25 protein-coding genes are annotated in these 21,906 nt (G+C 51.7%); 13 read left to right on the top strand and 12 right to left on the bottom strand.

Annotated elements, in window-relative coordinates:
- The first annotated feature begins 141 nt into the window (after positions 1-141).
- Entirely contained in the window at positions 142-1,062 is a 921-nt protein-coding gene (locus R6H26_RS16310) for a LysM peptidoglycan-binding domain-containing M23 family metallopeptidase (protein WP_404783773.1), read from the top strand.
- A gap of 39 nt (positions 1,063-1,101) precedes the next feature.
- Here R6H26_RS16310 and R6H26_RS16305 read toward each other — a convergent pair whose 3' ends face one another.
- Positions 1,102-1,503, bottom strand: a complete 402-nt coding sequence (locus R6H26_RS16305; protein WP_404783772.1) for a hypothetical protein — start codon at positions 1,501-1,503, stop codon at positions 1,102-1,104.
- A 251-nt stretch (positions 1,504-1,754) separates the two neighbouring features.
- On the opposite strand from R6H26_RS16305, the gene R6H26_RS16300 reads away from it, so the two are divergent.
- The gene (locus R6H26_RS16300; RefSeq protein WP_404783771.1) at positions 1,755-2,039 is read left to right on the top strand and encodes a DUF427 domain-containing protein; all 285 of its coding nucleotides are present in this window, start codon (positions 1,755-1,757) and stop codon (positions 2,037-2,039) included.
- A 114-nt stretch (positions 2,040-2,153) separates the two neighbouring features.
- Positions 2,154-3,122, top strand: coding sequence for a hydroxymethylbilane synthase (gene hemC / locus R6H26_RS16295; RefSeq protein WP_404783770.1), 969 nt, complete (start codon positions 2,154-2,156; stop codon positions 3,120-3,122).
- A 108-nt stretch (positions 3,123-3,230) separates the two neighbouring features.
- Here hemC and typA read toward each other — a convergent pair whose 3' ends face one another.
- A complete protein-coding gene (gene typA, locus R6H26_RS16290) occupies positions 3,231-5,024 on the bottom strand; it encodes a translational GTPase TypA (RefSeq protein WP_404783768.1) in 1,794 nt (597 codons plus the stop codon).
- A gap of 231 nt (positions 5,025-5,255) precedes the next feature.
- On the bottom strand, positions 5,256-5,948 hold the full coding sequence (locus R6H26_RS16285; protein ID WP_404783767.1) for a superoxide dismutase: 693 nt from the start codon (positions 5,946-5,948) through the stop codon (positions 5,256-5,258).
- Positions 5,949-6,147: 199 nt separating this feature from the next.
- On the opposite strand from R6H26_RS16285, the gene R6H26_RS16280 reads away from it, so the two are divergent.
- The 3 genes from R6H26_RS16280 (at position 6,148) to R6H26_RS16270 (ending at position 7,665) form a co-directional block, all read left to right on the top strand.
- Positions 6,148-6,618, top strand: a complete 471-nt coding sequence (locus R6H26_RS16280) for a hypothetical protein (RefSeq protein WP_404783765.1) — start codon at positions 6,148-6,150, stop codon at positions 6,616-6,618.
- A gap of 5 nt (positions 6,619-6,623) precedes the next feature.
- Positions 6,624-7,007: a hypothetical protein gene (locus R6H26_RS16275; RefSeq protein WP_404783764.1), complete on the top strand. Its 384-nt coding sequence runs from the start codon at positions 6,624-6,626 to the stop codon at positions 7,005-7,007.
- 118 nt (positions 7,008-7,125) lie between these two features.
- A complete protein-coding gene (locus R6H26_RS16270; protein ID WP_404783763.1) occupies positions 7,126-7,665 on the top strand; it encodes a GAF domain-containing protein in 540 nt (179 codons plus the stop codon).
- A 147-nt stretch (positions 7,666-7,812) separates the two neighbouring features.
- On the opposite strand, the gene psb32 is transcribed toward R6H26_RS16270, so the two are convergent.
- The gene (gene psb32 / locus R6H26_RS16265; RefSeq protein ID WP_404783762.1) at positions 7,813-8,526 is read right to left on the bottom strand and encodes a photosystem II repair protein Psb32; all 714 of its coding nucleotides are present in this window, start codon (positions 8,524-8,526) and stop codon (positions 7,813-7,815) included.
- A gap of 182 nt (positions 8,527-8,708) precedes the next feature.
- Between psb32 and R6H26_RS16260 the strand changes: the two genes are divergently transcribed.
- Positions 8,709-9,791 (top strand): AI-2E family transporter, encoded by a 1,083-nt coding sequence (locus R6H26_RS16260; RefSeq protein ID WP_404783761.1) that lies wholly within the window; start codon positions 8,709-8,711, stop codon positions 9,789-9,791.
- A gap of 149 nt (positions 9,792-9,940) precedes the next feature.
- Entirely contained in the window at positions 9,941-11,215 is a 1,275-nt protein-coding gene (locus tag R6H26_RS16255) for a DUF3747 domain-containing protein (RefSeq protein ID WP_404783760.1), read from the top strand.
- 87 nt (positions 11,216-11,302) lie between these two features.
- Here the strand turns inward: R6H26_RS16255 and R6H26_RS16250 are convergent, their stop codons facing one another.
- Positions 11,303-11,659, bottom strand: coding sequence for a carbon dioxide-concentrating mechanism protein CcmK (locus tag R6H26_RS16250; RefSeq protein ID WP_404791351.1), 357 nt, complete (start codon positions 11,657-11,659; stop codon positions 11,303-11,305).
- Between the two features lie 73 nt (positions 11,660-11,732).
- Entirely contained in the window at positions 11,733-12,047 is a 315-nt protein-coding gene (locus tag R6H26_RS16245; protein WP_404783759.1) for a carbon dioxide-concentrating mechanism protein CcmK, read from the bottom strand.
- Between the two features lie 171 nt (positions 12,048-12,218).
- On the opposite strand from R6H26_RS16245, the gene rpe reads away from it, so the two are divergent.
- A complete protein-coding gene (gene rpe / locus R6H26_RS16240) occupies positions 12,219-12,917 on the top strand; it encodes a ribulose-phosphate 3-epimerase (protein ID WP_404783757.1) in 699 nt (232 codons plus the stop codon).
- Between the two features lie 45 nt (positions 12,918-12,962).
- Here rpe and R6H26_RS16235 read toward each other — a convergent pair whose 3' ends face one another.
- Positions 12,963-13,514: a hypothetical protein gene (locus tag R6H26_RS16235; RefSeq protein ID WP_404783755.1), complete on the bottom strand. Its 552-nt coding sequence runs from the start codon at positions 13,512-13,514 to the stop codon at positions 12,963-12,965.
- A 48-nt stretch (positions 13,515-13,562) separates the two neighbouring features.
- Positions 13,563-13,700: a hypothetical protein gene (locus R6H26_RS16230; protein WP_404783753.1), complete on the bottom strand. Its 138-nt coding sequence runs from the start codon at positions 13,698-13,700 to the stop codon at positions 13,563-13,565.
- 105 nt (positions 13,701-13,805) lie between these two features.
- Between R6H26_RS16230 and R6H26_RS16225 the strand changes: the two genes are divergently transcribed.
- Positions 13,806-15,059, top strand: a complete 1,254-nt coding sequence (locus R6H26_RS16225) for a hypothetical protein (protein WP_404783752.1) — start codon at positions 13,806-13,808, stop codon at positions 15,057-15,059.
- 78 nt (positions 15,060-15,137) lie between these two features.
- Here the strand turns inward: R6H26_RS16225 and R6H26_RS16220 are convergent, their stop codons facing one another.
- Positions 15,138-15,896: a carbohydrate ABC transporter permease gene (locus R6H26_RS16220; RefSeq protein WP_404783750.1), complete on the bottom strand. Its 759-nt coding sequence runs from the start codon at positions 15,894-15,896 to the stop codon at positions 15,138-15,140.
- Between the two features lie 155 nt (positions 15,897-16,051).
- On the opposite strand from R6H26_RS16220, the gene R6H26_RS16215 reads away from it, so the two are divergent.
- Positions 16,052-16,927, top strand: coding sequence for a carbohydrate ABC transporter permease (locus R6H26_RS16215; protein ID WP_404783749.1), 876 nt, complete (start codon positions 16,052-16,054; stop codon positions 16,925-16,927).
- A gap of 65 nt (positions 16,928-16,992) precedes the next feature.
- Positions 16,993-18,264, top strand: a complete 1,272-nt coding sequence (locus tag R6H26_RS16210) for an ABC transporter substrate-binding protein (RefSeq protein WP_404783747.1) — start codon at positions 16,993-16,995, stop codon at positions 18,262-18,264.
- Between the two features lie 25 nt (positions 18,265-18,289).
- Here R6H26_RS16210 and R6H26_RS16205 read toward each other — a convergent pair whose 3' ends face one another.
- Both R6H26_RS16205 and R6H26_RS16200 read right to left on the bottom strand, forming a co-directional pair.
- Positions 18,290-18,601 carry a TIGR03792 family protein gene (locus tag R6H26_RS16205; protein ID WP_404783745.1) on the bottom strand — a complete coding sequence of 104 codons (312 nt, stop codon included), beginning with the start codon at positions 18,599-18,601 and terminating at the stop codon, positions 18,290-18,292.
- Entirely contained in the window at positions 18,598-19,203 is a 606-nt protein-coding gene (locus R6H26_RS16200) for a GDSL-type esterase/lipase family protein (protein ID WP_404783743.1), read from the bottom strand. The genes R6H26_RS16205 and R6H26_RS16200 overlap by 4 nt, the downstream gene beginning before the upstream one ends.
- Before the next feature lie 32 nt (positions 19,204-19,235).
- On the opposite strand from R6H26_RS16200, the gene R6H26_RS16195 reads away from it, so the two are divergent.
- Complete coding sequence (locus R6H26_RS16195) at positions 19,236-20,294, top strand: SpoIID/LytB domain-containing protein (protein WP_404783741.1); 1,059 nt, start codon at positions 19,236-19,238, stop codon at positions 20,292-20,294.
- 575 nt (positions 20,295-20,869) lie between these two features.
- Here R6H26_RS16195 and R6H26_RS16190 read toward each other — a convergent pair.
- Positions 20,870-21,877, bottom strand: a complete 1,008-nt coding sequence (locus R6H26_RS16190; RefSeq protein WP_404783739.1) for a diguanylate cyclase domain-containing protein — start codon at positions 21,875-21,877, stop codon at positions 20,870-20,872.
- Between the last annotated feature and the right edge of the window lie 29 nt (positions 21,878-21,906).

Raw genomic sequence — 21,906 nt, 5'->3', positions numbered from 1 at the left:
ATTAAAACTGAAGGCACAGGTTGAAAGCACAGGGGTCTCGGACTTCTTATGATAGCGGTTTGGCACAATAGAAAAATGTATCGTTCTAGGGTGCTCATGATAACTTGCCATCCCTCTCTAAATTCTAGTGCAGAGCAGCGTTTGAGCATTACGCGGAGATACAGAGAACTGATTGCAGGAAGTTGTCTTGCAGTCTTAGCCCTAGACGTCCTGCAAAGCAGCGCAGTTGTAGCCGCTCCCCCCGTAGATTGCCCCACCCGTCCCGCTTTAGAGCGTTTGCGCCAGCATAAGGTACGACCCCGCGAGACTCTCACTCAAATTGCGGCGCGTTACGGTCTGGTGAGCGCGACCCTCATGGGCATGAACCCTGCGGTGCGAAACGGTCAGGTCGCTCCGGGTCAAGTTTTGACGATTCCTCCCTACAACGGCATTGTCGTCTCGCTCGCGCCGGGTCAGACTATCCAATCCGCTGCCAAAAGCTATGGCGTGAAACCCGATGTTTTGTTTGAGGTGAATGGCTGTCAAAATGCCCCGAAGACTGTATTCGTACCCGGTGCAAACTGGTCGCCTGTAACTGGGAAGCCAATGGCAGCAGGTCAGATTGCAGTCCCGCCAAAGGCCGAACTCGATCCCTTCCTGCGCCGAGACCGCTACCCGCTGCCGTTGCCTGCTGCCCTGAAACGAGCGTACGGATGGCAACCCACCGGCCCCAATAAGGCCGTTGTCTTTGCCAGCGGTGTCGATTTGGCGGCGGCTGCCGATACGCCAGTTTATGCCGTTGCCGACGGCACCGTTGCTTTTGTCGGGGTCCAGAAACCTTGGGGGAACCTGATCGTGGTCAATCACGCGCGAGGTCGCCAAACGCGTTATGGTTACCTCGGCACGCTTAATGTCAAAGTAGGCCAAGCCGTACGGCGCGGTCAGGTCATTGCCGCAGTCGGCAATACCCCTGCTTCAGCACTTCGATTCGAGCTGCGCTATCGATCGCAAATCGGTTGGGTTGCCCAAGATCCGCAGCCCTATCTTCAGGCTATTTCGGGAACGAAGAAGCCGCAGTTCTAAATCTTTGGCGATTTTGCGATCGGACGAACATCGAAGGAATCACTTACCCCCGCGCAGCATCGAAAATAAAAGCTCTAGACCCACAACCACCATGGGAAATCCAACCCCCATGACGCCCAACAGGCCGATGCCCTGAGCCAAGCTGACGTATAAACCTTTGTTGGCAGCCTGCCGATCGATTTTGTACTGTACCCGATCGACGGCCCAAGAACTCACCCCAATGAGTATCGCGCCAACAATACCCAACGGAATGGTGATGGTAAGCCAAACGGGTAGCCGATTATCGCCTTGAATCAGCGTAAAGGTCGGTAAAAGAAAGAGACTTAAGCCTTCTAGAAAAATCCAAACCACGAGCGCGTTGGCCGCATCTTTTCGGGCCATTTGCGTATTTGGCTGGGATTCGGAGTTCAGAGCGGGTTGTCGGCGACGGCGGCGAGCCATAAATTTAGATCGAACTCATTGAAAGTCGGTAGATTGAAATCCGATGGTTAAAATGAGAATCTAGGCAAACTCTGAAGAGAAGCCTAGATTAAAATCAATCCCACACTAGAACGTTGCAGTCTATGCTAAAGGTAGCCTGTCGCAATTCTAGAAGGTGTTATCGGATAGACAAAGCATTCCCCATCACAGGCAAAAATCTTCATCTTAGAATTCAAACCCGAACATTTTAAAAAAAGAGCGCGTGTAACCTTATGACTCAAGCAATTTGGCACGATACCGTCCTAGCCGAGAGCGATCGCTGCGAAATCGTCGAAGGCAACTACTACTTTCCCCCAGATGCCATCCACAAGGAATATTTCCAGCCCAGCTCGACCCACACCACTTGTCCGTGGAAAGGCGTCGCCAGCTACTACAGCATTGCGGTAGACGGCAAAGTCAACGCCGATGCGGCTTGGTACTATCCCCAACCGAAGGACGCCGCCAAAAATATCGAGGGTTATATTGCCTTCTGGCGCGGGGTGCAGGTCAATCCCTAAGGGCGCTGCCAAAACGTCAATAAATATTTCGTTCCGAGGGATGCACGCTTACAGGGTGTCCCCTCTGTTCTGTAAGCTGAAAGAACTGCTTTTGTTTTATTCGCCTTTGTTGCCATGCCCTCTGTAGCTGCTGCTCCTCGCACCATTCGTCTTGCCTCTCGCAAAAGCCAGTTGGCGCTGGTCCAAACCCATTGGGTTCAGGGAGAATTTCAACGCCTTTATCCCGATCGCACCTTTGAAGTGGTGACGATGTCCACCCAAGGCGACAATATTTTGGATGTGGCGTTGGCCAAAATTGGCGATAAGGGCTTGTTTACCAAGGAGCTGGAGCTATCCATGCTGCGCCAGGATACGGATTTTGCGGTCCACTCCCTCAAGGATCTGCCCACCCATCTCCCCGAGGGACTGATGCTGGGGGCCATTACGGAGCGAGAAGATCCGGCGGATGCGTTGGTGGTTCATCCTAAGTGCAAGGACTACCAAATCGATACGCTGCCGCCTGGGACGGTGGTGGGCACTTCTTCGCTGCGGCGATTGGCCCAGCTCCGGCACCATTTTCCGCACCTGGAGTTCAAGGACGTGCGCGGCAACCTGAATACGCGGCTCCAAAAGTTGGACAACGGCGAGTACGACGCGCTGATTTTGGCCTATGCGGGTCTCCATCGGCTGGGATTCGGCGATCGCATTCATCAGGTCATCCCTTCGGAGATTTCTCTCCATGCCGTAGGGCAAGGGGCGTTGGGGATTGAGTGCCGTTCTAACGATCCTGAAATTTTAGAGCTACTCAAAAAAATCGAGCATCAGCCCACGGCGCAGCGCTGCCTAGCCGAGCGATCTTTTCTAAGGGAACTGGAGGGCGGGTGCCAGGTGCCCATCGGGGTCAATACCGCGATTGAGGGCGATCGGCTTACCTTGACGGGCATGGTGGCGAGCCTAGATGGGAAGCGGCTGATCAAGGATGTCGTAACGGGTGCTGCTACAACGGCGGAGGATTTGGGAATCCAGTTGGCGCACAAACTCAAAGACCAGGGCGCGCAAGAAATTTTGAGCGAAATTATTGCCGAATTTCGTCCCGTCGTTTAGCAGGCTGGGCCATAGCGGAAAACGCTGTCTGCATTTCTGAATCTAAGAATATGAAAATCCCCTGTCCAATCCATAGGTTGAGCAGGGGATTTTAATCGCGTAACTAACTTAGCGTTTGGCTAGCTTTTTATTCGCCATCTTGCGCAGACGAATGGATTCCGGCGTGACTTCTACCAGCTCATCCGAGCTGATGTACTCCAGCGCCCGCTCTAGGTTCATTTCCATCGGAGACTGAAGCTGCACGAGTTCGTCGCCCGTGGCGCTGCGGTGGTTGGTGAGCTGCTTGGCTTTACATAGGTTCAGCTCCAGATCTTGAGGGCGGTTGTTTTCCCCGACGATCATGCCGCGATACACCTTGGTGCCAGGTTCGATAAAGAAGAGGCCGCGATCTTCCGCATTTTTGAGGGAGTAGAACGTCACCACGCCTTCTTCAAAGGAAATCAATACGCCATTGCGACGGGCATTGATATCCCCTGCCAGCGGACGATATTCCAAGAAGCTGTGGTTCATGATGCCCGCACCCCGCGTCAGGCGCATAAACTCGCCCCGGAAGCCGATCAGCCCACGAGCTGGGATGACGAATTCAAGCTGCGATCGCCCGTGAATCCCCACTTGCATATCCTGCATTTCGCCCTTGCGTTGGCCGAGGCGCTCGATACAGCCGCCCACGCCTTCTTCCGGCACGTCTAGCACTAGATATTCAAACGGTTCGCAGGGTTGACCCGCCACTTCGCGATAAATCACCTGAGGCTGAGATACCTGGAACTCGTAGCCTTCTCGGCGCATATTTTCAATCAAGATGCCCAAGTGCAGCTCGCCTCGACCGGATACCGCAAAGCGATCCGGTGAGTCGGTTTCTTCAACCCGCAATGCTACGTTGGTTTCGAGCTCGCGCATGAGGCGATCGCGCAGTTGACGGGAGGTGACAAACTTACCCTCTTGTCCCGCAAAGGGAGAATCATTGACGCAGAACGTCATCTGCAACGTGGGTTCATCCACCTTAATCATCGGCAGCGCCGTGGGGTCATTGGGGTCTGTAATCGTTTCGCCAATATTGGCATCGGCAAATCCAGCCACCGCCACTAAGTTTCCGGCGGTACAAGACTCTAGCTCGACCCGTTTGAGGCCGTCAAAGCCCAAGAGCTTAGAAATTTTGCCCTTCACAATGGAGCCATCTTCCTTCATCAGAGCAGCCTGTTGTCCAGCTTTAATCGTGCCATTATGGATTTTGCCAATAATGATGCGACCGAGATATTCAGAATAATCCAGGGTTGTGACCTGAATCTGAAGGGGACGGTTGGCGTCGCCCGCAGGGGGCGGAACGTGGTTGAGCAAAGCTTCAAACAGCGGCATCATGTCCACGTTCTCGTCTTCGAGTTTGTCTTTCGCAAATCCGCCCAACCCCGAGCCAAACAGGTAAGGGAAATCGCACTGATCGTCGTCTGCACCCAGTTCGAGGAATAGATCCAAAACTTTATCCACTGCAATGTGGGGGTCTGCCCGAGGACGATCGATTTTGTTGACAAATACAATGGGTCGCAACCCCTTCTCCAGTGCTTTTTTGAGCACAAAACGTGTCTGAGGCATGGGGCCTTCGTTGGCGTCCACAATCAGCAGACAGCCATCCACCATGCCCAAAACCCGCTCCACTTCGCCGCCGAAGTCTGCGTGACCGGGGGTGTCTACAATGTTGACGAGGGTGTCTTTGTAGCGCACTGCTGTATTCTTAGACAGAATGGTGATGCCGCGCTCGCGCTCGATGTCGTTGGAGTCCATCACGCAATCGGGAACCTCTTCGCCTTCGCGGAACGTGCCGGACTGCTTGAGCAGCGCATCGACGAGGGTAGTTTTGCCGTGATCGACGTGGGCAATAATGGCAACGTTCCGAATGGGAAGACTCATAAAAATTGTTCCAAACCTATCAAGCGAGTAAATTGAGACCAGTACTTTAAGCTGAATTTTTTAGCGTTGGCGCTCTGAGGCGGCAGCTTTCCACCCGATTCGTAAAAAATACTTAACATTTTTATCGTAACACTTGACGCAGCCAAGGGACAGCCGAACCCCAAGGCTATCCCTTAGCCGAAACAGAATGATTTGAGGCTTTAAGCCTTTCCCAATCGTTGAAATCGGCAATCAAGTGGGTTCGGATTCGAACCGCTTGCCGATTTCCGGCCAGTTCACTACATTCCACCACGCTTTGAGGTATTCAGGGCGACGGTTTTGGTACTTCAGGTAGTAAGCGTGTTCCCATACGTCATTTCCCATAATCGGGTACGCACCTTCGGCCAAGGGCGAATCTTGATTGGGCGTGGTGGTAATTTCAAGCTTGTCTTGGGCATTTTTGACCAGCCATACCCAGCCGCTGCCAAACCGGCCTGCACCTGCGGATTCAAACGCCTCTTGAAACTTTTTAAAGCTGCCAAAACTGCTGTCAATGGCTGCGGCAAGCTTGCCCGTAGGCGTGCCACCCCCCTCAGGACTCATGATGGTCCAAAACAGGGTGTGGTTGTAGTGCCCCCCGCCATTGTTGCGAACGGCCATCCGAATGTCTTCAGGCAGTCGATCGGGAGTCTTAACCAAGGCTTCAATTGCGGTGTCTTTTAGTTCTGGGTGTTTTTCAAGGGCTTGATTGAGGTTGTTTATGTAAGCTGCATGGTGCTTGTCGTGATGCAGCTTCATCGTTTGAGCGTCAATGTATGGCTCTAGCGCGTTGTAGTCATAGGGAAGCGGCGGTAGAGTAAAGGGAGCGGCGATCGCGCTCCCACCTAACAGCAGTGCCGCACAGCACAAACCTAAAGCCAGTAACCGTTTGAGTGAAAGATTCATTGTTGATATTGCCATTGTCAGCGGTCTTAACTAGGGTAACAGGCCAGTAGGACTGGTTTTCTCTGCCGCCTTGCGGAGGAGGCAAACCGATCTCTCAATTCAATTCGGTCCGTCGATCGCGATCTAAAGTGACAGCTATCGGTGAATGCTAGATAAACTAACCTTCTCTCTTTAAAGTTCTGCTTTGGTGCAACCTGCCATGGCCTCTTCTTCAAAAAAGTACGGCCTTCTGGCTTGGCTTGGGTCAGGAATGTATGCCCTATTGCTGTGGCTGATGGCCTGCAACCTAGGTATGAGTCTGGCCGCCTACGGCTTTTCACCCTTAATTTGGTTGGGAACGCTAGTCGCGGTGCTCCATTTAGCCTGGGCTGGCTCGGCGGCGATCGCCCCTGCCATGGTAGGGCTGCTGGCCCTCATGTGGTTTGCAACGCTGACCGACGCGCTACCCCAGGCGATGCATCACGCGATCTCTCAAATTTGGGCCGCTTTGTTGCTCAAGCTATGGGTGCAAAGTACGCTTTCGATCGTGATGGTGGCCTTTGCTCGTCGTGGATTGAACTCTTGGCGCTTGGGTCGCATTCCATCCTTTGGATTCGTTGTCGGTTTATGCTGGAGCGGTCTAGGGACGGGATTTCACGTCTATCACTTTACGACTGGCTATCCGCACTAAATTCTATGAACGAGCTCGATAGAGACAGCTTCTCAAACAGAGCCGACACGCTGGATGAATCCGAGCGGGGGCTGACGGAGCGATCGCCACGCCGACCTAAGCCGATCGATACCCGTTTTATAGATATTCGATTTGAAGTCGATCTCGTCGTAACCCGTTTTTACGTAGTGTTGATGGTCGGCAAGGATCGGCGCGATCGGCAGCGCGATCGCCAAGTGCGGGGATTGACTAAAGTCGGCAATACCATAGCAGCCGTACTGCTGTTGTTGAGTACTAACCTTGCCATTAGCGGATTTATCGTGCTGTCTCTCTATCTGTTGAAGTCAATGTTAGGCATTAACCTAATGCCAGAGCATATTACGGTATACCTCAAGCAGTTGGTCCAATGATGAAAGGGGAGGACGAAGCGCAAGTCAGCATCGACCGCCTGCAAATCGATTAAAATGTTTGCGTCGGGTTGCGTGCCCCTCAAGCGCAGTTTTGAAAATATACCGGTTCCGGAAATTTGTGGACGACCTATCGCATCTAGAACCCAATCGCCCTTCTTCCTCAACTGAAAGTCAGTGGCTGCAAAGGGTCGTCGATCGCCTGTGCAGCAACCTGCAACGGGATACTGTCGTGAGAGAAACGACCCTTCAGCTTCAACAACAACTCCAAGCCGACCGAGTGGTGCTCTATTACTTTTTCCGCCCCTGGAAAGGACAGGTCGTATCTGAAGCGCTCAGCGATCGAGAACTGACGATTCTGGGATCGACGGGCGCGGATGACTGTTTCAACGACGAGTATGCGGCGCTGTATGAGGCGGGGCGCTACCGGGCGATCGACGATACCTTCGTCGATCCCATTCACGAGTGCCACCGCGAGTTTTTGCACGGCATTCGGGTTCGCGCTAATTTAGCAGTCCCGATTCTCATCCCCAAAGGGTTATGGGGTTTACTCGTCGCTCATTACTGCCACGGCCCTCACGCTTGGCTTCCCGCAGAAATCGAGCAGGTGCGTACCAGTGCCAAGCGGCTGGCAGCAACGCCCAGTATTTGCGAGAGCTAACGCCTTGTAATACGGCAATTTCTAGAAAAGAGAACACCGAGTAGGGGCGCAACGTATGTGCGCCCCTCCAGAATGGTTGGTAGTTTCTATTCCGGGAATAGCCTAATTTAGAATTTAGTCTGGATTTAGTCGCAGTTCGATCGCGGTTCAGTCGCGCTGGTACCAATAATAGGTAGCCATCGGGATAATGGTAGCTGCCAGGAGCAGCACTACTACGATAATGCTGGCGCTTTTATCATCTGTTTCTTCGGCTTTGGTAAAGGTACTTTCAACCTCAACCACTTTAATTTCAGGAGGGCCTGGGTCTGATTCGCCAGAGAGCACTAAAGAGAGGCGATTGGCCGCATCTAAAAACCCTTGATTGTAGTTGCCCTCTCGGATAGGGGGGAGCATTGTTTCTTCGGCAATACTCTGGGCGACATCATCGGTCATGATGCGCTTGACCTCATCTCCAGTGCGAATGCCAGTGGTTTTAGTTTGAGTATCCAATAGAATGAGGGTCTGTTTGGCCTGGGTTTCAGGCGTGGGAAACCAGCGTTCGAAGAGTTCGTTCGTAAAGGTGGGGGCCGTTAATCCGTAGTCGAAGCGCCGGATGGTGACAAATCGAACTTCGTTGCCCGTCGTTTCGGCCAGCTTGGTCAGCTTTTTGTCTAGCGCATTTTTGTTGAGTAAGCTCAACACTTCTCCTTGGTCGATCAATTTGGTCGGGCTACCCGCTCGGACCAAGGGTACGTCTGCAATCCCCGTGGCGATCGCCGACCCCATTGCCACGGGTAACATTAGTAGCGTTGCTACCAATACAATCGAGCACTGACGCAAGACCTTACGCCAATGCCAGTGAGGATAGATCGGTCCGGCCATAAATTTCACCCGTGCGATTCATTTTCCCCAACATCCTATCTTGTTGCGGCACGGCGAGGAGGGGCGTTGTGCCCTAAAATCAGAGCAATTCACGTATTCGCGCTCATTCTCAACCGAGGCGATCGCTCTGCGCCCAGTGTTTGCCTCGATTCGCTGAAAGACTTTCAAGGACAGATCGATTCATGCGGAAAGATTCAGACATCTATCGACAGTATTTAGTCTGGGGTCTGAGCGGACCAATTTTATTTCTGAATTTTTGGGTGCTCGGGCAGGTTTTTCAGTATTTCGAGCAGGTGATTACCATCGTGCTCGTGGCTGCAATTCTGGCAATTTTGCTGAGCTATCCGGTCCATTGGCTCACCCAACGGAAGGTGAATCGACTGCCCGCAATTTTAATGGTGTTAGCGGCAGTAGTATCGGGAGTCGGTCTGCTTGGCTTTACGGTCATCCCTTTGGTCATCGACCAGGCCAATCAGCTTTTGGCTTTACTGCCAAACTGGGTAGATGGTGCCGGACAGCAGTTATCTTGGCTTCGAAAGTTCGTGCTCAGCCACGGTTTGAAAGTCGATCTCAATCAATTCATCCGTCAGCTAGAGCAGATCACCCAAACCCTCGTGTCGTGGTTGCCTGGTCTGGCGATCGGTACGTTGGGCAGATTGCTCGACACGATTTTCATTCTGATCTTGGCCGTTTACATGTTGCTGTACGGCCAGCGGATGTGGCGCGGATTGGTGGATGTGCTCCCGACTAAACTCGGGTCTGCTTTGGATCGATCGCTTCAGTTCAATCTCCGACAATTTTTTATCAGTCAGTTTTTGCTGGCGCTATTTATGTTGCTAGGGCTAACCCCCATTTTTTTGCTGCTACAGATTAAGTTTGCGCTGTTATTTGCATTGCTAGTGGGGTTGTCAAATCTCATTCCTTTTATTGGAGCGACGCTCGGGATTGGGCTGGTCACGCTCCTGGCGCTACTCCAAGGGGTTTGGCCTGCATTTTGGGTCGCCCTCACAGCAATCTCGCTGCAGCAGTTCAAAGACAATGTCATATCTCCTCGCTTGTTGGGGCGAATTACTGGACTCAACCCCATCTGGATTTTTGTCGCATTGTTGTTGGGGGCGCGTATTGCTGGCGTACTAGGGGTAATTTTAGCCATTCCGATCGCGGGAACCATTCAGGGCACCATCGAACAATTGAGGGTTAAATCCTCTCCCGTTATCTTGAGTTCGGCGGACGATGCAACCTCCGGTCAAAGGGCAGAAATTTGACCGTTAGGGATCTCAATCGATTGCGTTTCCCATCGGGAACTTGGCAATTTCGCTAAACGACTGTAGTATCAACACGACTGAATCATCGACATCGATGTCCGAGCCTTTGTCTTCCCCCTATTCATCCCTTCGCGTTTAAGAATTTAATAATGCACGTTCCTACCCCCTGTTTTCCCATTTTTGCCACTTTGAGCGCGGGATTGGTCGCAGCATCATTCCCCCCTGGGCCTGCTTTAGCTGCGGTTTTCGGTCAAAAAACAGTAGACCAATCTAAATTTATCGCAATCGCCCAGCCCCTCGGCCAAAACGCACACCAACTCCTCGTCTTAGAACAAATCACCGACAAACAGCAATGTTGGAGCGAAAGCGGCAGTCAGCCCGTCATTGTAGACCCGCTCTTACTCAAGTTCAACTTCACTGGAATTTGCGGGCGCAGCACTGACGCCAACGGCTTTTCCATCCGCATGAATGGGCAAGACTTGGGAGGCAAATATACCCTTCGCATTCGTTACCGCAATAACGATATGGTCCTAGTCGGCTCCCCCGACGATTCCAAAGACCCTGAAATTGAAATTGGCCGCACCAACGGAATGGTTAGGGACTTTGCTAAAATCCAGCTCGATCCGGGCTGGTATTTTTCCAAACGCACCTTTACCACACCCGCAAAAGAGAAAGAACCCGCAAAAGAAAAAGTGTTGGGTCACGTCTATCTCACCCGTGACGATGGCGATGCCCTACCCTTCGGCGATGTTGCGGGGGATGTATATCTCAAAGAGATTAAAGATGCGGTGGGGCTTAAATTTATTGCGGGGTTCCAAGACAATACCTTCCGTCCCCAAACGCCGCTGACCAGAGAACAGCTTGTATCAATGGTTCTAGAAGCGCTCAAGACGCTGCCAGGTATCCAGCTTGCGGTACCCGCTGCCGCGACGACCAATCCTTACCCAGATGTGGATTTAAAGCGTTGGAGTGCAGCTAAAATTGCTTTTGCTCGCGATAACAAAATTGTGACTGGGTACCAAGACGGCACCTTTGCCCCCGAAAAGCCTGTCACTCGTGCAGAATTGTTGGCTGTGCTAAAGCGATCTGCGGAGTATGCCAAAACGCTCAAAAAGCAGCCCACCACTTTAGCGCCGACCCAAGCAGCCTTTGCCTTTGAAGATATAACAGGGCATTGGGCCGCAGACTTAATTACGCAAATGTCTACCTATTGCGGGGTCGCATCTCCCTTTAATGAAGCAGGGAAAGCCTTTGCCCCTAATGCCCCCGCGTTTCGGAATTACTCAGCCGCAGCAACCCTGCGGACTTTAAACTGCCTGAAGACTTCTGCAACCCCTCCTACTTCTAAGCCTACTCCTACTCCTGCAAAGCCTCCTGCAACCCCTCCTGTATCTAAACCTGCAACCCCTCCTGCTTCTAAATAAGTAATAAAGCAAGCAACATAGAAAGCGTCCCGCGCTCGATCGCGGGACGCCTTGCAATTAAAGATGACTGAGATGCTACCTGGGATGCTACCTGGAAGGACCGAGCGCCCTAAAATTTACGCCCTGCGTTTCTTGCCGAAACTCTTCTACTTCTTCCGTATAACCAATGGGCAAAACGCGCTCGACGTTTTCATGGGGTCGAGGAATGATCACCCAGGTTTCAAGGACGCCGCCGTAAACCTTCTCAACTACATCGACCCCCGCTGCCATCGCTTGCTTGACCTCAGACACATCGCCGCGAATGTTCACGGTAAAACGCGCGCTTCCGGCACGGAGATAGCCAACCAAAGTAACCCGACCCGCCTTCAACATGGCATCCGAAGCTGCCAATACTGCCGGAAAACCTTTTGTTTCTAACGATCCGACCGCCTGCTGGGAAGGCACTGAATTCGACATTGCAATTAACTCCTGAAGGGATACTGGGGGCTTCTAGACTGACAAAATCGACGGACTAAGCTTAAAGGCTAAATCGAAAATCTTCAACCTCTTCGGTAAAGTGGATGGGCAAAACGCTCTCTACGTTCTCAGGAGGATTTGGCACAATGTAGTGACTCACTACAATGCCGCCAGGGGTTTCCTCTCCTGCCTTAACGCCAGCTTCAACGGCTCGCGTTACCTCTGATACGTGTCCCCGAACGGCCACCAGAAATTCTGCTCGCTCTGCTAGGCCGTAGTATACAAGCGTTACAGCACCTGCCTTGACCATGGCATCCGCAGCGGCCAATACAGGAGGAAACCCAACGGTCTGAATAACTCCAACGGCCTGGGGCATAGATTTTACGTTTCAAATGGGCAAGACCAATTATAGGGGTTATTGGAGCGCGGGTACGGAAAATCTGACAGGATGTCTAGGGGATTTTTAAAGATTTTGTTAAACTGACTACAGTAAATCGATCGTGTCGCGTTTCTTCTGCACCGCCCTTTAAGAGAACCCATTAAAACCATGACTTCCACCAAGCCTATTGTCATTTCGCCTTCGATTTTGTCCGCAGATTTCAGCCATTTGGGAGAGGATGTCCGCGCGGTGGACGAGGCGGGAGCGGATTGGATCCATGTGGATGTGATGGACGGAAGGTTTGTCCCCAATATTACGATCGGGCCGCTGATCGTGGAAGCGCTGCGTCCAGTTACCAAAAAGCCCCTGGACGTTCACCTCATGATCGTGGAGCCGGAGCGGTACGTGGCAGATTTTGCCAAGGCGGGGGCAGATATTATTTCGGTGCATGCGGAAGCCAGCGCCACCACTCACCTCCACCGCACTTTAGGCCAAATTAAGGAGCTGGGCAAAATGGCTGGGGTGGTTCTGAATCCCGGTAGTTCTTTAGATCAAATTGAGTATGTTTTAGATCTGTGCGATCTCGTGCTGATCATGAGCGTGAATCCTGGGTTTGGAGGCCAAAGTTTTATTCCAGGCGTGGTTCCTAAGATTCGTCAGCTCCGTCAAATGTGCGACGAACGCGGGCTCGATCCCTGGATCGAGGTGGATGGGGGCCTCAAAGGCGCTAATACTTGGCAGGTTTTGGAAGCCGGAGCCAATGCGATCGTCGCTGGGTCTGCGGTCTTTAATACGCCGGACTACGCTGAGGCGATTCGCTCTATCCGCAGCAGCAAGCGGCCCGAGCCCGAGTTGGCGAGGGTTTAGATCGTAATGCCCGGACCTCAAAATATTTAGCAAACGAATCAGCAGTCATGACATCGGAATTGTAAAGTCATGGCTGTTTTTCTTTTGTAATGATTTCAGCGAGCGAGAGTTGAAAGCTAAGGTACGCTCGATCGTGCGGTCCCTTTTGTCCGCGAAGCATAACGCAATATAGCCCAAATCTTTGTACGCCTGCGCCAATCGCAATTTTTGCTCCGGTAGCATCCGCGCAAATACTAACCCCGACGGATGTTGCAACATGCGCCGCAGTTGCGTGTCGCAGAGGTGCCTCAGGTTTTCTCCCGTCACCACCCTCACCTTCCGGTCTGCCAACCCGATCTGATGGGCGATCGCCTTGGCGGTCAACCCGCAATCCCCCGTCACCATCGTGACGCCTAGGAAGAGCGATCGCCGGGGCGGTTCCGATAATTCACTGGCTCCATAGTGTTTGAGCCGTTGCGCTGCTTTAGCTTCAGAAAGTCCCCAGTAGAACTTCCTGAGGCGTGAAAGACCACTTCTAGTGTTTGAGTCTAAAAGGAAAACCCTATGAGGAAATTGTGAGAGATGGCCACAGAATAATCTCGGGCGATCGCCACTCATCGGTCGATAACTATATAGAGTGGCAAATGAGTTAGAGCGCATTGGCTGCTAGCAGTTCGGCTCTCCCCATGCAGCGCTGCTCGCGAGCAGCGCGAAGGTGTTGAAAATAAAAGGATTGAGGCGATCTGTAAAGAAGAACTGCCCGCAATATTCACACACAAACAGTTGAGATATCGATCGTGCCATAGAAACAAATAGAAATAAAAAGATCGTATATTCTAAAAAAGTTATATTTTTCCCCAAACGTGAAATAGGATATAAGAACAAGTAAATTTCCATTAATTGTAGAAAATGACTGCAATCAACACAGAACAAGTCTTAACTAACCAGCTTATTGCTCTGAAATCCCAGTACGAGCAAGCGCTTACCGATGCCGATGCAAAGGCGATACACTTCAGAGAACAACTTTCCCATGTGAATGCCCTGTTGCTGAATCAGTTAGTTCCATCTAAGGGAGTCTCCTCTCTACGGGTTCAAATCGAACCAAGAACTACAGTGCTAGCCCTTCATCCCCAGGCCGAAGACACGACTGCGATACCGCCAGCACCGTCTCAAGCAGAAGATTTCTCTCCGCGTACCCGTCAAACCCGCACTGGCAAACCGCGCAAGGAGAAAAGAATTCAAGCCGCACCAAAAGCCGCACCAAAATCAGCCCCAAGTTCGCGCAAGGGTACCTCCCAGACGCTCGTGCCAGCCTATCAAGGACTCAAGAGACTGGATGCCATTGCACGGGTATTAGGCGACAGCCGGGGTAAAGAAGTAACCATAGACACGCTGACCCAAACGCTGTTTGGAAACCTCGGCGCAGCCGAGCATAAAAAAGAACGCTTGAGATTGAAAACCTTGTTATATCAAGGGGTGAAACTCGGGCTGTGGCAGAAGGCAGCAACCCCATCCAGCTATCTCATCGATGCATCGACGAGCAAAGGCAACGGTCGCAGCAAGAAAAACGGTCAGCAGAAAACTTCTCCCATCTCAGCAGAACCCGTTGCGACTGAGACAACCCAACCCAGTCCGAGAAAGTCATCCCAGCTAGGGTCTAAGCCTCGCGCTCAGAATAATAAAGTTGGTGCTGAGGCGGCTGTGGCAAAAACGACGGCAACGCCAGCCGTTAAGAAACGGAATTCGCTTCCCTTATTGCCTGCATACGAAGGGATCACGAAACTGGAGGCAATTCGTTCGGTTCTTAAATCCTATGCTGGGGAAGATCTGCACCACGATACCATCATTCAGAGCCTCTACGGCGACCTCAGCCCAGCCGACCTCAAGGCCGAACGGGTAAGAATCAAGACCGCCTTGCTCACGGGCGTCAAGAACAAGCTATGGGGAAGAGCGCCCAAACCCTCGACTTACCGTTTGGAAGCGCTGAACTTGCCGAACGAATCCAACGGGACGTCGAGGAATTCCTCTAAATCAACATCGAATGCTGCGACCAAAACGGCAGCACCCAAAGGTCCAGCAGCAAAAACTCGAAAAACCCCGATAGCAGCAAAAACGCCTACCAAAGCAAAAACGCCTAGAACCTCGGGGAGAAAAGCCAAGTAAACAAAAACATCCAATTGTAGGCAAAAACTGCATCGGCGATCGCATTTCAATCGCTCGTGCAGCTTTGCAATGCTTTCGTCAGCCTTTTGTGCCGGTGAAGGTTACATTGCGGATAAAGTAGCGATTGAAAAAACCGTACAAAACTAAGACTGGCAGCGTGAAGACGACAGATGCTGCCATGATGTAGTTCCAGTAGCTAATATACTGCCCCTTAAATGCGTTTAGCCCCAAGGGCAGCGTGAACATCTCTGGGTCAAACAGAATCACCACGGGCAGTAAGAAATTATTCCAGCTCCCCATAAACACGAAGATAGCTTGTGCCGCGAGAGCGGGTTTTGCCAGCGGTAGTACGATATACCAAAGGATTTGAAATGGATTTAGCCCATCCAGGGCGGCGGCCTCTTCCAGTTCTTTGGGAAAATTCACAAAGAACTGCCGCATCATGAAAATAAATGTAGCATTTGCCATGCCCGGTACGATCGCGCCCTGATAGGTATTGAGCCATCCCATCGATTTCAAAATCAAAAAAGTTGGAATCAGCACGATCTGAGCCGGAACCGCTAGGACAGCTAAAACGAAGAAAAACCAGAAACGCCGTCCTGTAAAATTCAATCGAGCGAGGGCGTAGCCTGCCATTGAATTGCACAGGAGATTTAAAAGCGTGACGCTAATGCCGATGACGAGACTGTTAAGGAGCCAGCGGCCAAATAAAGGTTCGTTAATAAAAATTTGGCGGTAGTTGTCGAGGGTAAAATGTTTGGGAATCCAGGTCGGCTCTCCGCTCGCGATTTCCGCAAGGGGCTTGAACGAGGCCGAAATAGCCCACAAAAATGGCACTAACGTTATGAACCCATAGATGCATAGTAAGAAATATTGAAAAATCTTAAAATAGGTTTGCTTGTCTCTCATCTAAAACGCCCGCTACGACTCTACTGACTTCGATCGCTTTATCGGTGGGGTATGTTGTCTGAAGGAGGGGTTAATAACTTTATATGTTGAAACGGCATGAAAACCTGACGGGCTATCTCTTCATGGGTCCTGCCATTTTAGCCTTAGGAACGTTTGTGGCCCTACCCATCTTATTGGCTTTCTTCCTTACCTTTCAGAAGGTTCGTTTGCTGGGAGGTTTAGAGTTTGAATTTATAGGTTTGCGCAACGTCGAACGTCTCGTCCAAGACGATCGCGTTGGTATTGCACTTAAAAATACCATTGAGTACGTCCTTGTCGTCGTTCCGCTCCAGACGATGCTAGCGCTCCTGTTAGCAGTGACGCTCAATGCTGGAATCAAGGGGCAACGGTTTTGGCGCGTGCTTTACTTCCTGCCCACGCTAACCTCTTCGGCGGTTTTGACGCTGATTTTTATGTGGATTTATAACGCGGATGGCCTCCTCAACCACGCGTTAAGGTGGCTGAGACTGCCAACCTACAATTGGCTTGGCGATCCTGCGATCGCGCTTAAGGGCATCATGCTCATGAATATTTGGTCTACGGCACCCTTTTTTATGACAATCTACCTGGCGGCGCTTCAAGATATTCCGCAGGTTCTCTACGAAGCCGCAACCTTGGACGGCGCCCGTCGGGTTCAGCAATTTCGATACATCACGTTGCCTCAACTGAAGCCCGTTACTTTCTTTGTAGTCGCGACTGGAACGATCGGTACGTTTCAGCTATTCGACCAATCCTATATTTTTTCAGGGGGTTCTGGCGGCCCCAATAATGCCACGCTGACGGTGGTACTGCTCATTTATCAAGCTGTCTTTCGGGATTTGCAATTGGGCTACGGTGCGGCCATTGCCTTTTTCTTGGCCTTCTTGATTATTTTTGCAACCCTACTGCAGCAGCGATTGACCGAACGCAATTCGTTATGATGCGATCGCAATGGGTGGAAGCTGCCACCCCCGATCTAGAACTCGAAGGATTGGAGTAACGCGTCATGATCTCGACTTGGCTGAGAGGAATTGCCTTGAGCGTCGGCCTTGCTGGACTCAGCGCGGCATGTCAGCCCCTTTGGCAATCTTCAGATCGAGTTCCTAGACCCGCGATCGTCAAGCTGAGCGGATGGGGCGCGAGTCCTGTAGAGAAGCGGCTGTTGCAAGAATTGTTGAAGGAGTTCGAGCAAACCCATCCCGGTATTCGCGTCAGGTTTGAGAGTATTGCCGATCGATACATGGACGTTCTCAAAACGCGTTTGATCGGGGATGCGGCACCGGATGTTTTTTATTTGGATGCCGTGGAAGCTCCTTTTTTGATGCAGGCAAATGTTCTAGAACCGCTCAACTCTTACATTTCAAAAGACTTTGACTTAGAAGACTTCGAACCCAATCTACTCAAAATCTTTCGGACGGGGGAGACGCTCTATGGCTTGCCGAAGGACTACTCGACGTTGGTGCTGTTCTACAATAAGCGAGCATTCCGGGTGGCTGGCCTGCAAGAGCCGCCTCTCACTTGGGAGCAGCTATCAAGCGATGCAAAACGGTTGACGCTGGATCGCAATCGAGATGGACGCCCGGAACAGTACGGATTGGGACTTGCGCCTGAATTGGCGAGACTGGTTTATGTGATTCAAGCCTATGGCGGACGGGCGATCGACGATCGAGGCTATGCTAGTTTTGCCGAACCCGAAGCGCTACGGGGGTTGCAAACGATCGCAGATCGATACCGGGTCGATCGCACGACTGTCCTTCCTTCCGATGTCGGCAGTAGTTCGGGTAGCGATTTGTTGGGGCAGGAGAAGGTGGCGATGGGGATTGAGGGCAGTTGGGCTGTTCCCTATTTGCAGGAAAATTTCCCGGCCCTTGAATTTGGTACTGCCGAAGTCCCTAGAATGAACGGGCGTCCCGGTACGATGGCGTTTACAGTGGCCTATGCGATGAATCGTCGGGCCCGCCACAAACCGGAAGCCTGGAAGCTGATGGCTTACCTGACGGGTAAGGCAGGGATGCGGAAGTGGACGAGTAGCGGGTTTGCGCTACCGACGCGTCGATCGGTGGCGCAACTGCTTCGGTACGATCGAGATAGGCTGCGATCTCCTTTCGTCAGGGGGGTCCGCTATGCAACGCCGTGGCAAATCGGACGCTATCCCTCTCCCATCATGACGGCCTTTGACAATCAATTTCTGAGTGCGTTGCTGGGCGAACAATCGCTGCAAGTTGCGTTGCGCCGCGCTCAAGAGAGTGCGAATCGGCAAATTCGAGCCGTGCAGTGAGGGGTGGGGGAGATGGGGGAAGATTTTAGGGCTGCGTTACAATTTTGCGAACTTGATAGAGTTTGATTTCGATGAGTTGAAAGGGGGCCGCTAGGGATTCAATGAATTGTTTGTCAATGGATTCCAGGGCTGCTTTGGGAATGGCCTGCTGGAGTTCTACGGTGGTCCAGTGAATGGCAATCATCACGTCGCTGAGGTCGTCTGGGCTAATCCACACTTCTTTTTTGAGGAAGCCTGGATATTGCCGCAGAAAGGTGGTCCAGATTTCATCGTCTTTTTGGACAAACTGTTCTCGGTATTTTGGCGCTACTTTAAAGCGCAACCATTCTACAATCATGGCGCGTCAAACCATTGCTTCCAGGTCGGCCAAGCTTGGATCAGATGGGCGATCGCCCCATAGCCTTCGGCCCCCGGATGCGCGCCATCTCCCGCCTCAACGGCTTCTTGCCAGGCGGTAGACTGACTCAGGGGTGTAAAAATATCCAAATAAGGAACGTTGAGGTCCGCGCAAAGTTCTGAGAAACGTTCGGAAAGGTCGCGGGTGCGGGTATTCTGGGCGGAATCGGCGATGGGCGGTGGCCCGATCAGGAGGACGGGATATTGGTCCTGCGCTGACTTCAGAATCTGGCGGCAGGATTGGAGAGCGTTGGGCATGGGGACGCGCTGCCGTTCGTTTTCTAAGGTGGTATCGTTAGTGCCAAAGGAGAAGACAATGCGGTTATCGCAATCCTGAGGCAGGCGAGTTGCTGTTTCTCGCTCCCATCGATGGGCAATATCGACGCTCGTGTCTCGGCGAACGCCTAAATTATAGTAAGTGACCGCTAACCCTCGCTCTGCCAGACCCAGGCATAACCGTCCCGTCCAGCCTAGATAGGTGCGATCGCCCGTGCCATTGACAAAGGAATCCCCAATGAAACAAATGCGAATATCTTGACTCATACCGTCAGGAACACTTTAGATCGCTCGCCACCATGACAAAACCGACTGTCCCGAAATTTTTGAAATATGGGTTCTGGCTGTTGCCCCTACCGTTAGTCGCTATCCCAATGTGGACCGTGGCAAGGCTCCGACCCGAGCCAAACTACATCGTAACGCAAGAACCGCTCCCCTCGCCCAGTCCGAGCGTTTCGGTTTTTCCGTTTTTAAACGTCAGGCCCAGCGCTACACCGTCAGCTGCCGTCTCCCCACCTCAACCCAATCCATCGGCACCGCTCCCCTCCCCATCGAAGCCACCCGTTCTCTCTAAAGCAGAACTCGCTCGCCGCAGTCAGTTGGCACGAGCTGCGCTCTACCCCAATGTGGATTCTTCTGTCGAAATGCACGTGGCGCTTGCCAGTGGGGCTGCTTCTCTCAGCATCGCGGTTTCCGGCAGCGGCAAGCTCTTCGACCGACAGGGGCAAATCGTCCAGCCGCTGACAACGGCTCAGTCCTACCGGGTCCAAGCCGACGCGCAAGGCATGAGCGTTGGCGGAAAACCCGCCCCAAACCTCGTTTGGGTTGTCCCCGACTCAAACGGCATTTTCTACCTGGGCGATCGCGGCTATCGCGGGACGCTATTGCTAGTTGCCGATGGCGGTCAGCTCTGGGCCGTGAACTATGTCAGTTTGCGACGGTATCTTTACAGCGTGTTGGGTGCGGAGGTATCGCCCAGTTGGCCTCCGGCGGCGCTCAAAGCTCAGGCGATCGCCGCCCGTTCCTACGCGCTGACTTACTATTTCAAACCTGCCAACCAGCTGTACCATCTCGGCTCGGATGAGTACTACCAGGTTTACAAAGGCATTGAATCTGAAGCCGATACCACGCGCGCTGCGGTAGACCAAACCGCAGGATCCTTTGTCAGCTATCGCGGCGGCATCGTGGAATCGCTGTATGCTGCCTCTGATGATATTGTTTCAGAAGCCTTCCAGGGGCACGGGATGAGCCAGCTCGGGGCACTTAAGCTGGCAGAACAGGGTTATACCTACGAGCAAATTCTCAAAAATTATTACCCAAAAACTGGGGTAGGGCGCATTGAGGTCGATCGCGAGTAGCGTTCTGACAAAACTAAAGGCTACTTTCAATCTTGACTGGGCACACTAAGTACATATTTGTGAAGAAATTAATTTGTCACAAATTATTGACATTAATATCAATCCCTCTAGTTTTTATGTGGAACAAAGCTTACCTATTGGCACTCGCGATCGTTGCCTGCACTTTTGTCGGTGGTATAGTCGTCGGTATATTGGAAGTTATATTTGGGACTAAGGTCGCTGGGACAAGTCTTATAGTACAAATTTGGTCTGCCTTTTTTGTGGGTGGATTTTATTCTCAAAAGCAAGGGGTTGTAATATCACATAGGTTAAAGCTATGGACCTCAACATACTACATACTAGTATCGCTTTTGATCGTACCGATCGCTCTATCTTTGATTAGCGTAAATATGTTTGAATTTCCTAGTGTCTGGCCCATATTGGGAATGGCTTGTGTTTTTGGGTTTATCGCGATCTATGGGGGACTCAGTTTTGGCTCTAAAACATATATGAAGAAAGTGAAGAATTAATTAAAACTCCGCATAAGTTATAAGCACTCGATCGACACTACTAAATCTTTATAAAGCTGCAACGTACTACTTCGCGACTGGGCAGAACTCAAGCAAGCGAACGGAAATGCAGTTTCTGCCGTTTTCTTTCGCTTGATAGAGCGCTTTGTCTGCGGCTTCCACAAGCTTGACGGGTTGCATATTTTGAGCTGGAATGAGGCCAGATATGCCATAACTGAGCGTGATAGGTCTTGTTGAGGCGCTAGAGCTTCGATCTAGATAAAAATCTTTGAGCGCCGTTTGGATGCGAACGGCAACCTGGACCGCCCCGTCTACTGAAGTATTGGGTAAAAGGATTCCAAATTCTTCGCCCCCGTACCGACAAACGAGATCGGTCGCTCGATAGACTGCATGCCGCATTATTTGAGCGACCTGCTGTAAGTGCCGATCCGCCGCTACGTGCCCGAAGGTATCGTTATAGATTTTAAAGAAATCGACATCGGCCAAAATCACAGAGAATGGTTTTTGCTCTCGCATGCTTCGCTGCCATTCTTGCTGTAGATATCGATCGAACGCTCGACGGTTCAGAACTTTGGTTAAGTCGTCTACCATCATTTCTTGCCGATATTCTGCATTTTGCTCGGCTAGTTGGCGCATTAGCTTAGTTTGTTCGATCAGTTTCGTAATTCTTTGAGCAAAAATCTTCCATTGAACGGGCTTGAGCACGTAGTCCGTTGCTCCCGAAGCAAAAGCTCGCTGAATTGAGGAGTCACCATCGAGGCCCGTTATCATGACAATTGGCGTGTGTGCTGCTTTGTCTAGCATTCTTAGCTGCTCGCAGCAGGTGTAGCCATTCATGATGGGCATCGTGCAGTCTAGAAGGATGATATCTGGATTCAGTTGTTCGTACTGCTCGAGGCACTCTTGTCCGTTGTTGGTTTCAACAACCTGATAGCCATATTCTTCAAGGGTATATCGCAGCGTTCTTCTCATGAGATCGTCGTCTTCTGCGATCAGCGCTACTCCCGCTTCTCCAGGCTTTAAATTCCTTGCTTGCCTCGAACGATCTTGAAAGGCGGAAAGTACGCTACTCATGGGCCAACCTTGGTTTAGGAAGAGAAGTA

This window comes from Altericista sp. CCNU0014 (assembly GCF_044923475.1).
GTDB lineage: Bacteria > Cyanobacteriota > Cyanobacteriia > Thermosynechococcales > Thermosynechococcaceae > JAAURS01.
Note: the sequence above shows the minus strand (reverse complement) of the source record. Positions and strands in the feature narration are given on the sequence as shown.